Here is a 12096-nt window from a genome sequence, read left to right on the forward strand (position 1 = left end):
GACGTCCACGGACGTCACTGTCCCACCTGTCTCCCCGACGAGTGCACCGGGCACGCCGTGCGGGCCGGGCAGCGGTCGCAGTCCGCGTTCTCCCTCGCGGTGTAGTCCGGGCCGGTGCTGGAGCCCGCCGCGTCCTGGACGGCTTCGAGCCAGACGCGCACGCCCTGCTCGTCCAGCGGGGCCTGGGAGCGTTCGACGGCGCCGGTCTTCTTGTCCTCCTTGGCCACGTACAGCAGGCGCGCGCCGCCGGGCTCGGTGCCGAGGCCGAGGTGGGTGAACCCGCCGAGCGAGGTGGCGAGCTGGTACACCGCGAGCTGCGGGTGGGCCTGGGCGTCGTCCCGCGACACGGGCTGCTTGCCGGTCTTCAGGTCGACCACGATCGGACGGCCGTCGGCGTCGGTCTCCAGCCGGTCCACCCGGCCGCGGACCTTGAGCCACGGCCCGCCGGGCTGCTTGGGGACGTCGACGAGCATCTCCTCCTCGACGGCGACCTGCGTGAGCTGGGTGCGGCTGCTCGCGAGCCAGTCGAGGAACGTGTCCAGCATCTTCTCGACCCGGATCCGCTCCCGCCGGGAGAACCAGGGTGCTCCCGCGTCCACGGCGGTCCACGCCTCGTCCAGCTTGAGCCGCAGCTCCTTCTCGTCCGCCCCGCTCGCGGCGGCCTGCGCCAGCGCGTGCACCAGGGTGCCGGTGATCGACGCCAGCTCGGCCGGGTCCTGGCCGCCGTGGCGTTCGACGACCCAGCGGACCGGGCACTTGGCGAGCACCTCCAACGTCGACGGGGACACGCTGACCGTGTGGTCCTCCGTCCACAGCGGATCGCCGGTCGACACCTCGGGCAGGCCGTACCAGGAGTCCGGGTGCGCGCCGGGAACCCCGGCCTCGGCAAGCCGGGCGAGCTGCACGGCCGCGCGCTGACGGCGGTCCGGCTCGCTCTCGTCGTCGCACAGCACGCGGCGCAGCTCACCGACCAGCTCGGCCAGCACGAGCCCGCGCTCGGGCGTGAACGTCGGCCGCTCCACGGCGTCCGTCGTCAGGTCGTCCAGCTCGTCCAGGAACCGCGACGGCTGCTCGTCCTCGCCCCGCACCGCGCTCACCATCAACGTCGTGCGCGCCCGGCTGGCGGCGACCAGCAGCAGCCTGCGCTCCTCGGCGAGCAGCGGGGCGACGGCGGAGACCTTGTCCGCCGGGTCCATCCCGTGCACGAGGTCGACCATCCGCTCGACGCCGAGCAGCGACCCGCGCAGCCGCAGGTCGGGCCAACTCCCCTCCTGCACACCGGGGATCGCCACGACCGTCCACTCGCGACCGGCGGCGGAGTGCGCCGTCAGCACCGCCACGGCCTCGCCGACGGGCGCGGACGCGGCCAGCGAGTCGCCCGCGATCCGTTGCGCGGCCAGGTAGTCCGCGAAACCCTCCACGGTGGAGCCGGGCAGCCGGTCCACGTACTTCGCCGCGGCCTCGAACAGGCCCACAATCGCGTCCAGGTCGCGGTCCGCCTGCATGCCCGCCGTCCCCCGCCGCGAGGACTGGTTGACCCAGCGCGACTCCAACCGGCAGTTCTGCCACAGGTTCCACAGCACGACCTCGACGCTGCGGTGCGCGGCGATGTCCTTGCGCGCCTCGGTGATCAGCGCCGCGATCCGCCGCGCGGGCACGGCCTCCGCGTCCTCCAGCGCGGCCAGCCGGTCGTTCGACTCGATCACCTCGACCAGCAGCTCACCACTGGCCCGGTCACCGCCCGCGGCCATCTCCAGCCGCCGCAGACCGCGGCGCAACCGCCGCAGCGCCAACGGGTCCGCACCACCGAGCGCCGACGACAGCAGCATCGCCGCCGTGTCCTCGTCCAACGTGCCCGGCACGGCCGCGCAGCGCAGCACGGCCAGCAGCGGCCGGACGGCGGGCTGCTGGGCCAGCGGCAACTCGTCACCGGGCACCGCCACCGGCACCCCGGCGGCGAGCAGCGCCCGTTGCAGCACCGGCAGCGACCTCGTCGCCGACCGCGCGATCACCGCCATCTCCGACCACGGCACCTCGTCGATCAGGTGCGCGCGACGCAACTGGTCCGCCACCCAGCTAGCCTCCTGGGCCGCGGACGCGAGCAACCGCACCTGCACCGTGCCCTCACCACCGGCGCCCACGACCTCACGGGCGGGCGACCGCCCCGGCAGCCGCGCCGCCAGCCCGTGCACGGCGGCGCGCACCTCCGGCGTCATCCGGTAGCCCTGGCTCAGCACGACCGTGGACCGCTCCTGCGGGTCGGCGGCGGAGAGCAACTCGGGATCGGCACCCCGGAACGAGAAGATCGCCTGGTCCGGATCGCCCGCGAGGAGGAACTCGTGCGCCGTCGAACCGATCTGCTTCACCAGCTCGTACTGCTGCGGGTCGAGGTGCTGCGCGTCGTCGACGAACACGTGCCGCACCCGCCGCCGTTCGGACTCCAACAGCTCGGGATCGGCGTGGAAAGCCAGCAGCGCGCTGTCGACCAACTCCGCGGCGTCCAACGCGGGCGCCAGCGACGGCGACGAATCACCACCCATCAGCAGCAACACCTCTTCGTACTGCTGCCCGAACCGCCCAGCGGCAACCCACTCCTCCCGCCCCTGCGCGTACCCCAACTCGACCAGGTCCTCCGGCCCCAGCCCACGCTCGGTGGCCCGCAACAACAGATCACGCAACTCGGCGGTGAACCCCGGCAACCCGATCGCGGGCCGCAACCGCTCCGGCCACTTCAACGCACCGTCCTCGACATCACCGGCCAACAACTCACGCACCAACGCGTCCTGCTCCGGCCCGGACAACAGCCGAGGCGGCGGCTCACCGGCCAACACCGCCTTCGCCCGCAACACCGCGAACGCGTACGAGTGCACCGTCCTCACCAACGGCTCACGAACCGTCCGCAACACCACTGAGTCAACCTCCGAGGAGGAGGTCAACAACCGGGTGATCCGAGCCCGCATCGCCACAGCGGCCTGCCGATTGGCAGTGAGCACCAGCACACTCTCAGGATCAGCCCCACCACTCAAAACCCGCTCAGCAGCCACCTCAGCCAACAACGTGGTCTTGCCAGTACCAGGCCCCCCCAGAACCCGCAGGAACCCCCCTCCGTGCGCGAACACCCGCCGACCAGCGGAATCCCACTGCGGACGAGGCCGATCCACCGGCGACCGACGCACCAGCAGAGGCGAGGAATTCACAACCACGGGAGTGATGGAACCACGTTGCACCGACAAGACGCCGACCACCCGCCGAGTGGCCCAGCGTGGCAACAAAATCACACCCAGTAGGAACCAGAACACAAACCCCAAAACACCACTTGACCTGCAATTTCACCCACAGCCACCACCACGCGGCCAACTTCCCCCACAGCCACCACCACCCACCCCCGACCACCACCCGGCCTGCGCTCACCCACAAACCGCGCCACAGCCACGGCCCCACCCACCCACCCACCCACCCACCACCCACAAGCTTCCGCCAGAGAACCCCACCACCCGCTCCCCGCACGCCCCCACCCAACCGTGGCCGATTTTACTTGGGGTTTTTGGCGCTAAACTCAGTCGGGCGGCAAGCTCTCCACCTGCCGTTTTGGCCCGACCAGCGCCAAAAAGAGGGGCCCCAAGTCAAATCGGCCACCCCCCGCTGGAACCCGGCCACCCCACCACCTACCCAACTGCCAGAATCACCCCCGTGGACGAAGAACTGCACGAACAAATCCGCGACGTCGTACGCAAGATCCCCTCAGGCCGAGTAGCGACCTACGGCGACGTAGCAGACCTCTCCCGCGCCCCCTCCCCAAGACTCGTAGGCCAAGTCCTCAACCACGACGGCCACGACGTCCCCTGGCACAGAGTCCTCCGCGCCAACGGCACCTGCGCCCCCCACATCGCCGAAGAACAACTCCAACGACTAGCAGCAGAAGGCGTCCTGTCCAACGACGGCAAAATCAACCTCCACACCTACCGCTGGGAAGACGCCGCCAAGGCAAAATCCGAAGACGACCCACCCTCCCTCTTCTAACCCTCTCCCTCCCCTAGTCTTCCCTCTCCCTCCCCCGCCCCCCAAACAGCCAAATGCCCCCTCCGAGAACTTCCCGAAGAGGGCACCCGCCCCACCCGCACCTAACCCCCCAACCGCTCCTAAACCCTCACCCTCACCCTCACCCCAACCCGAGCCTCAACCCGCTCCACCTCAGCCACAACCTCCGGATCCCGACTCAAAGCAGCCGCCAACCGAAGCTCCGGCAACACCTCCCCAGGCCTCCCCTGCCTGCTCAACGTCCTCCCCAACAACAACCGCGCATACCCATCACTAGGGTCAAGACCCACCAAAACCCGCAACACCCGCTCAGCGTTACCCAACGACGCGGACTGAAAATGCGCCAACGCCAACTCAGTCAGCACAGCCCGGTCAGCCGGAACAGCTTCGGCCGCTTCCGCCAGGAAGCGCGCCGCGTTGCTCGGGTCGCCCGCCGCGCGGAATTCGCGGCCGAGACGAACGAGCTCGAACACGTCGGTCATGTCAGGCTCCTCATCAGCCGTAGGGGTCACACCCCGCACAACCAGTTGACCCGTCAACCTATTCCTCAAGCAACCTGGAGGAAGCACCGAGCCTCGTAGTACCGCAGCAGCACCGCGTCCACCACCCGCAGGTGCGCGCCGATCGGCTCAGCCACCACATCAGCCCCGACGTCGGCCAACCGCTGGTGGAACAGTCCGGGCGCCAGCAGCCAGGACGCCACCGCGACCCGCCGCCCCCGCGCCTTCAACGCCGCCACGGCCTCCCCCACGGTCGGGGACGCGGTCGCGATGTACCCGACCTCGGCCCCCAGCACCCCGGCCACGCCGACGACGTCCGCCAACGCCCGCGGGTCCGACGACCCCGCCGCCGCCAGCACCACCGCGTCCCCCGGCCGCGACCCGGCTTCCCGCAACCGTTCCCGGACGACGGGCAGCAGCGCCGACCCGATCGGCTCGGTCACCACCACGTCACCGTGCCCGCTGGCCGCGATCTGCTCCGGCACGTCGACCCGCACGTGGTACCCGGCCGCGAGGAACGCGGGCACCACGACCACCGGCCCGTCCACCCCGCCGACCACCGTCGTCACGTCGGGCTGCCGCACGTCGGCGTAGGCGACCTCCACCCGCACACCGCCGAGCCGGTCCCGCACCAGCGCGGCGACCTCCTCGACCACCACGGCCCCGCGCGGGTCCCGAGTCCCGTGTGCCACCAGAACCAGCGTCACCGCCGTCCACCCCTCACTCAGACCGCCACGCCGGACGGCTCCATGGCCATCCGGTAGCCCCGCTTCACGACCGTGCACACCATCCGCGGTTCGCCCAGCGCCGTCCGCAGCCGTCCGATCGCCGTCTCCACCGCGTGCTCCTCACCACCGCCGGGCAGCGCGGCGAGCAGGTCCTTGCGCGACACCACCCGGCCCCGCGCCTCGACCAGCGCCCGCAGCACGGCCATCGGCGCGGGCGCGACGGGCCGCAACTCCCCGTCCACCACGACGGCCTGGCCGCGCATCTCGACCTCCCGCGACGCGATCCGCAGCCGCACGGCGCGTTCCGGCAGCGCCAGCGTCAGTTCCCGTGCCATGGCCCCGATCCGGGCCCGCGCGGGCTGCACGACGGGGATACCGAGGTCCACCAGCGGTCCCGCGGTGATCGACCCGACGCCGAGCACCAGCACGTCCTTGCGCAGCACGTCCACGAGTGCCGAGAACCGGTCAGTGTCCCGCGCCACCTGGAGCACGCTCGCGGCGGCCGGGGCGCTGGTGAACGTCAGCGCGTCCACCTGCCTGGCCAGCACGGCGTCCAGCAACCGGTGCAGCGGGCCGGGGTCCGCGGGCCCGGTCCACCGGTAGACCGGCACCTCCACGACCTCCGCACCCGCTTCGCGCAGCGTGCGGACGAAGTGCGGCAGCGGTTCCCCGTGCAACTGCACGGCGACTCGCCGACCGTCCACACCGGACCGCAGCAGGTGCTCCAGCAGTTCCGCGTTGCTCTCCGAGTCCGGCGACCACGCCTCGGTCAGCCCGGCGGCGCGCACCGCGCCCTTCGCCTTCGGCCCGCGGGCGAGCAGTTCACTGCTGGCCAAGCGATCCAGCAGCCGCGCCCCGAGACCCCACCCCTCAGCGGCCTCGATCCAGCCGCGGAAGCCGATCCCGGTCGTCGCGACCACGACGTCGACCGGCTCGGTGACCAGCCGCTTGGTCGCGGCCAACAGCTCGGTGTCGTCGGTCAGCGGCACGATCCGGATCGCGGGCCCCTGGATCACCGTGGCGCCCTTGCGCTCCAGCAGCGCGGCCAACTCGTCGGCCCGGCGGGCGGCGGTGACGCCGACCGTGTACCCGGCCAGCGGCGCGACGTCGAGGGAGATCATGGGGACCCCACCTGCACGATGCCGTCGAGCACCCGCACCGGGTGAACCGCGATCGACACGGTCGGGTCGTCCAGGCAGGCACCGGTCCGGAGGTCGAACGCCTGCTTGTAGATCGGCGACGCCACGACGGCCACCCCACCGCGATCACCGACGATCCCGCGCGACAGCACCGAGGCACCGCTGAACGGGTCCACGTTCGCGACGGCGTGCAGCGCCCCGTCGAACGTCCGGAACACCGCCACCTGCGAGGTGTCGGGCAAGAGCACCGCAACCCCGGCCTCCGGCTGGAGCGCGTCCCACGCGCAGACCGATGTCCACGTCAGTTCGACCACTGCGGTCATCGAAACTCCAATCGGTGGATGTCCCGGCCGTCAAGCCGAGGAGGAGCCGATCCGGGAACAATCGAGTCCAAAATAGACAGGTCGCTCCGGTCCCCATCGGTGGACCGGATAGTCTGGGGGACGTGTCGGGGGTGGTGAAGCGCGCGTACCGCTACCGCTTCCACCCCACCGACGAGCAAGCGGTGGAGCTGTCGCGGACCTTCGGCTGCGTCCGCCTGGTCTACAACCGGGCGTTGGAGGCCCGCACCACCGCGTGGCGCCAGGAGCAGCGCAGAGTCGGCTACGGCGACACCTCGGCGCTGCTCACTACGTGGAAGCGGACCGACGAACTCGCCTTCCTCAACGAGGTCTCCTCCGTGCCGTTGCAGCAGTGCCTGCGACACCAGCAGAAGGCGTTCACCAACTTCTTCGACAACCGTGCCGCCTACCCGAGGTTCAAGTCCCGCAAACGGTCGCGAGCATCGGCCGAGTACACCCGGTCCGGGTTCCGATGGCGCGACGACCATCTCACCCTGGCCAAGATGGACCAGCCGTTGGCGATCGTGTGGTCGCGTCCGCTGCCCGAGGGCGCCGAACCCTCCACGGTGACGGTGTCGCGGGACCCGGCCGGTCGATGGCACGTGTCGATCCTGGTCGAGACCACCATCAACCACCTCACACCGCTGACGACCGCGATCGGCATCGACGCCGGGCTCACGTCGTTGCTGACCCTGTCCACCGGGGAGAAGATCGCCAACCCGAGGCACGAGCACCGCGAGCGGGCGGCGCTGACCCGCGCGCAACGCAACCTGGCCCGCAAAACCAAAGGCTCCAACAACCGGGACAAAGCCCGCACCAAAGTCGCCCGCGTGCACGCCCGGATCACCGACCGACGACAGGACCTGCTGCACAAGCTGACCACTCGACTCGTTCGTGAGAACCAAACGATCGTGATCGAGAACCTGGCCGTCCACAACATGGTCCGCAACCACACCCTGGCCCGCGCCATCAGCGACGCCTCCTGGTCGAGGTTCCGCTCCATGCTGACCTACAAAGCCGCCTGGTACGGCCGCACGGTCATCACCGTCGACCGCTGGTACCCCTCCAGCAAAACCTGCTCGTCCTGCGGACACCTGCTCGACACACTCCCGCCGCACCTGCGGGAATGGACCTGCCCCGGCTGCGAGGACATCCACGATCGGGACGTCAACGCCGCACGGAACATCCTGGCCGCCGGACGGGCGGCCGCTGCCTGCGGAGACGGAATCAAACCAAACCGGCGCTAGTCGGCGAGGCATCTGTCGGAACCTCCCTTCCAAGGGGAGAAGAAACAGGAACTGTCCGCCGCGAGGCGAACGGAATCCCCAGTCCTCCGGGACGGGGATGAGGTCAACTGCTTGCCACCTCCGGTATACCCAGCGACACCGGTACCCGCTGCCCGCGCTCCTCACGGAAGGAGATCGTCGGGTCGGGGGTGCCCGGTGCGTTGACGAACGAGCTGAAGCGGGAGAGCTTCTCGGGGTCGTCGAGCACGCCTCGCCACTCGTCGGCGTAGCTCGCGACGTGCACCTCCATCGCGGCTTCGAGGTCCGCGCAGATGCCCAGGCTGTCGTCGACGATGACGGCGCGCAGGTGGTCGAGGCCGCCGTCCATCGCCTCGATCCAGGAAGCGGTGCGCTGCAAGCGGTCCGCGGTGCGGACGTAGAACATCAGGTACCTGTCGATCAGCTTGACCAGGGTCTCGGTGTCCACGTCGGTCGCGAGCAGGTCGGCGTGCCGCGGGGTGAAGCCGCCGTTGCCGCCGACGTAGAGGTTCCAGCCGTTCTCGGTGGCGATGACGCCGAAGTCCTTGCTGCGGGCCTCTGCGCACTCGCGCGCGCAGCCGGAGACCGCGGACTTGATCTTGTGCGGGGCGCGCAGGCCGCGGTAGCGCAGTTCCAGTTCGATGGCGAGTCCGACGGAGTCCTGCACGCCGAAGCGGCACCACGTCGTGCCGACGCACGACTTGATCGTCCGCAGCGCCTTGCCGTACGCGTGCCCGGACTCGAAACCCGCGTCCACCAAGCGCTTCCAGATCTCCGGGAGCTGGTCGACGGTCGCGCCGAACAGGTCGATCCGCTGCCCGCCGGTGATCTTCGTGTACAGGCCGTAGTCCCGCGCGACCTCGCCGATGACGATCAGCTTCTCGGCGGTGATCTCCCCGCCGGGGATGCGCGGGACGACCGAGTACGTGCCGTTGCGCTGGATGTTCGCCAGGAACTTGTCGTTGGTGTCCTGCAACGTCGCCTGCTCGCCGTCGAGCACGTGGCCGCGGTCGAGCGACGCCAGGATCGACGCGATGGCGGGCTTGCAGATGTCGCAGCCCCGGCCGCGGCCGTGCTTGGCGATGAGCGCGCTGAAAGTCGTGATGCCCGCGGCGCGGACGATCTCGAACAGGTCGGCGCGCGAGTGGTCGAAGTGCTCGCAGAGCGCACGGGACTGCTCGACGCCGCACTCCTCCAGGAGCTTCTTCAGCATAGGCACGCACGACCCGCAGCCCGTGCCCGCCTTGGTGCACGCCTTGAGCGCCGGGACGTCCTTGCACTCGCCGGAGTGGATGACGTCGGTGATGTCCTGCTTGGTGACCGCGTGGCACGAACACACCTGGGCATCAGCGGGCAGCGCCAGTTCGACGCCGCCGGACGACGGCGCGATCAGCGTCACCGGGTCGCCGGGGATGTCCCGCCCGACCAGCGGTCGCAGCAGCGGGTACGCGCCCGCGTCGCCGACGAGGACGCCGCCCAGCAGCGTCTTCGCGTCGTCCGAGACGACGACCTTCGCGTACGTGCCCGCGACGGCGTCGTTGACCACGACCTCCAGCGCGCCCTCGGTGGCCGCGTGCGCGTCGCCGAAGCTGGCCACGTCGACGCCCATGAGCTTGAGCTTGGTCGAGGTGTCCGCGCCGGGGAACACCGCGCTGCCACCGAGTAGCCGGTCGGCGACGACGTCGGCCATGGAGTTGCCGGGCGCGATCAGCCCGTAGACCACGCCGCCGATCGACGCGCACTCGCCGATGGCGTAGATGTTCTCGTCGGACGTGCGGCACGTGTCGTCCACCACGACGCCGCCGCGCGCGCCGACCTCCAGGCCGAACTCGCGGGCCAGGTCGTCGCGCGGCCGGATGCCCGCGGAGAACACGACCACGTCCAGGTCGAGTTCGAGTCCGTTGGACAGCTTGGCGAACAGCCGCTCGCCGTCGCGTTCGATGGACGACGCCGAGGTGCCGGTGTGCACGGTCAGGTCGAGCTTCTCGACCAGCCGCTTGAGCAGTCCGGCGCCGCCCTCGTCGACCTGGAGCGGCATCAGGCGCGGGCCGAGTTCCACGACGTGCGGCGACAAACCCATACCGCGCAACGCGTTCGCGGCTTCCAGGCCGAGCAGCCCGCCGCCGAGCACCATGCCCGCGCGGCGACCACCGCCGTGCGCCTTGGCGACGGTGGCGCGGATGTCGTCCAGGTCCTCGATGGTGCGGTAGACGTGGCAGCCGGGCAGGTCGCGGCCGGGGACGGGGGGCACGAAGGGGTACGAGCCCGTCGCGAGCACGAGCGTGTCGTAGGGCTGCACGAGCCCGCTCGCGGTGGTGACGGTCTTGGCCGCGCGGTCGACGTGCCGCACGGGGTCGCCGAGCCGGAGCTGGACCTCGTCGCCGTGCGGTGCCAGCGCCAGGTCACCCGCGTCCCACTTGTCCACGTAGGACGACAGCGCGACGCGGTCGTAGGCGGGGCGGTTCTCCTCGGCGAACACGACGATCCGCCACTGGTCGGTGGCGTCCCGGTCGCGCAGTGCCTGTACCAGGCGGTGTCCGACCATCCCGTGGCCGACCACGACTAGCGTTCGCGTCATGTGAACCAATCCTCCCTCCGCCCGGCCAATGCTCACCGGGAACCGTGTCGTGCCAGGTGCACACGTGTTTCGCGGGTGTTAACGCGAACTCACGCCGCACGTCGGAGCGTTGTGCGTCACACGCCGGCGTGCGCGAGGCTGGGCATCCGCACGAAGACCCGGCTGCGCAGGTAGAACCACCACGTCGTGGTCACGCACAGGCCGTAGAACACCAGGATCGCGATCAGGGCCGGGGTCAGCGTTCCGCTGCCCTCCAGCGAGAACTTGAAGACCAGATTCACCAGCACGCCGCCGAAGGCGCCGATCGCGCCCGCGATGCCGACGACCGCCGCGGCCTGCCGCTTGGCCGACTTCACGTCGTCGGCCTGGGTGGCGAAGATCGCCGGGATCATCCGGTAGGTCGACCCGTTCCCCATGCCCGCCAGCACGAACAGGGCCATGAAGGAGCAGAAGAACAGCGGGAAGCTCGCCGTGTCCACGCTCACCATCACGCCGATCGTGCCCAGTGCCAGGCCGACGAACGTGAAGAGCGTGATCCGGGCGCCGCCGAAGCGGTCCGCCATCCAGCCGCCGAACGGGCGGGCGACCGAGCCGATCAGCGCGCCGAGGAACGCCAGCGCCACGTAGGACTTGAAGTCCACGAAGCTGATCTTGATCAGCGACGGGAAGGCGAAGGAGAAGCCGATGAACGAGCCGAACGTGCCGATGTACAGGAAGGACATGACCCAGGTGTGCTTGTTGGACAGTGCCCGCTGGTAGGAGACGCCGTCCGGCTTGGCCTGCGTGAGGCTGTCCATGAAGAACCAGGCGCAGGCCGTGGCGAGCACGATGAACGGCATCCAGATCAGCGCCGAGTACGCCAGGTTGATGCCGGTGCCGATGGTGATGACCACCGGCACGATGAGCTGCGTGACGGCGACGCCGAGGTTGCCGCCCGCCGCGTTGAGGCCGAGCGCCAGGCCCTTCTTGCCCTCCGGGTAGAAGAACGAGATGTTCGCCATCGACGACGAGAAGTTGCCGCCGCCCAGGCCCATCGCCGCGGCGGTGAGCAGGAAGAACCAGAACGGCGTGCCGTCGTTGACGACGGCGAACGTCAGCATCGCGCACGGGATCAGCAGCAGGCCCGCGCTGATCGTCGTCCACATCCTGCCGCCGAACCTCGGCACCGCGAACGTGTACGGCACGCGCAGCGCGGCGCCGACCAGGTTGGGCACGATCAGCAGCCAGAACGTCTGGCCGACGCTGAACGCGTACCCGACGGACCCCAGGCTCACCACCACGATGCTCATCAGCACCCAGACGCTGAAACCCAGGTTCTCCGCCAGGATCGAGAACCCGAGGTTCTTGCGGGCGATCTTCTTGCCCGTCCGCTCCCAGAACTCCGGGTCCTCCGGCTCCCACCGGTCGATCCACCGCTTGCCGCGAGGCGCGGACGCGGGTTCGGCGACCTGGGTCTCCACGACTGTGCTCATGCGCTGACCTCCTGGAACGGCGTTGGGGAAGACCG

Annotated in this window: 9 protein-coding genes; 2 read left to right on the plus strand and 7 right to left on the minus strand. The window is 70.1% G+C overall.

Features of this window, described 5'->3' with window-relative positions:
• Positions 1–14 precede the first annotated feature (14 nt).
• On the minus strand, positions 15–3197 hold the full coding sequence (locus tag NZH93_RS22755) for an ATP-dependent helicase (RefSeq protein WP_372506769.1): 3183 nt from the start codon (positions 3195–3197) through the stop codon (positions 15–17).
• 493 nt (positions 3198–3690) lie between these two features.
• Between NZH93_RS22755 and NZH93_RS22760 the strand changes: the two genes are divergently transcribed.
• Positions 3691–4020: an MGMT family protein gene (locus NZH93_RS22760; protein WP_259625198.1), complete on the plus strand. Its 330-nt coding sequence runs from the start codon at positions 3691–3693 to the stop codon at positions 4018–4020.
• 119 nt (positions 4021–4139) lie between these two features.
• Here NZH93_RS22760 and NZH93_RS22765 read toward each other — a convergent pair whose 3' ends face one another.
• The 4 genes from NZH93_RS22765 to nirD form a co-directional block, all read right to left on the minus strand.
• Positions 4140–4520, minus strand: a complete 381-nt coding sequence (locus NZH93_RS22765) for a hypothetical protein (protein WP_259625199.1) — start codon at positions 4518–4520, stop codon at positions 4140–4142.
• Between the two features lie 65 nt (positions 4521–4585).
• Positions 4586–5230, minus strand: a complete 645-nt coding sequence (locus NZH93_RS22770; protein ID WP_259625200.1) for a sirohydrochlorin chelatase — start codon at positions 5228–5230, stop codon at positions 4586–4588.
• A gap of 32 nt (positions 5231–5262) precedes the next feature.
• Positions 5263–6387, minus strand: a complete 1125-nt coding sequence (locus tag NZH93_RS22775) for a uroporphyrinogen-III synthase (RefSeq protein ID WP_259625201.1) — start codon at positions 6385–6387, stop codon at positions 5263–5265.
• The gene (gene nirD, locus NZH93_RS22780) at positions 6384–6728 is read right to left on the minus strand and encodes a nitrite reductase small subunit NirD (RefSeq protein WP_259625202.1); all 345 of its coding nucleotides are present in this window, start codon (positions 6726–6728) and stop codon (positions 6384–6386) included. The genes NZH93_RS22775 and nirD overlap by 4 nt, the downstream gene beginning before the upstream one ends.
• Positions 6729–6850: 122 nt before the next feature.
• On the opposite strand from nirD, the gene NZH93_RS22785 reads away from it, so the two are divergent.
• Complete coding sequence (locus tag NZH93_RS22785) at positions 6851–7993, plus strand: RNA-guided endonuclease InsQ/TnpB family protein (RefSeq protein ID WP_259625203.1); 1143 nt, start codon at positions 6851–6853, stop codon at positions 7991–7993.
• A 103-nt stretch (positions 7994–8096) separates the two neighbouring features.
• Here NZH93_RS22785 and nirB read toward each other — a convergent pair whose 3' ends face one another.
• Both nirB and NZH93_RS22795 read right to left on the minus strand, forming a co-directional pair.
• Positions 8097–10589: a nitrite reductase large subunit NirB gene (gene nirB / locus NZH93_RS22790; protein ID WP_259625204.1), complete on the minus strand. Its 2493-nt coding sequence runs from the start codon at positions 10587–10589 to the stop codon at positions 8097–8099.
• A gap of 116 nt (positions 10590–10705) precedes the next feature.
• Positions 10706–12061 (minus strand): MFS transporter, encoded by a 1356-nt coding sequence (locus tag NZH93_RS22795; RefSeq protein WP_259625205.1) that lies wholly within the window; start codon positions 12059–12061, stop codon positions 10706–10708.
• Positions 12062–12096: the final 35 nt, after the last annotated feature.

Origin of the sequence: Umezawaea endophytica (assembly GCF_025061645.1) — a bacterium.
In the GTDB taxonomy this organism is placed as follows: domain Bacteria; phylum Actinomycetota; class Actinomycetes; order Mycobacteriales; family Pseudonocardiaceae; genus Umezawaea; species Umezawaea endophytica.

Excerpts from the sequence above, each read along its gene's own strand:
- NZH93_RS22795 (WP_259625205.1), bottom strand. The coding sequence starts at position 12,061 with ATGAGCACAGTCGTGGAGACCCAGGTCGCCGAACCCGCGTCCGCGCCT.
- NZH93_RS22765 (WP_259625199.1), bottom strand. The coding sequence starts at position 4,520 with ATGACCGACGTGTTCGAGCTCGTTCGTCTCGGCCGCGAATTCCGCGCG.
- nirB (WP_259625204.1), bottom strand. The coding sequence starts at position 10,589 with ATGACGCGAACGCTAGTCGTGGTCGGCCACGGGATGGTCGGACACCGC.
- NZH93_RS22775 (WP_259625201.1), bottom strand. The coding sequence starts at position 6,387 with ATGATCTCCCTCGACGTCGCGCCGCTGGCCGGGTACACGGTCGGCGTC.
- nirD (WP_259625202.1), bottom strand. The coding sequence starts at position 6,728 with ATGACCGCAGTGGTCGAACTGACGTGGACATCGGTCTGCGCGTGGGAC.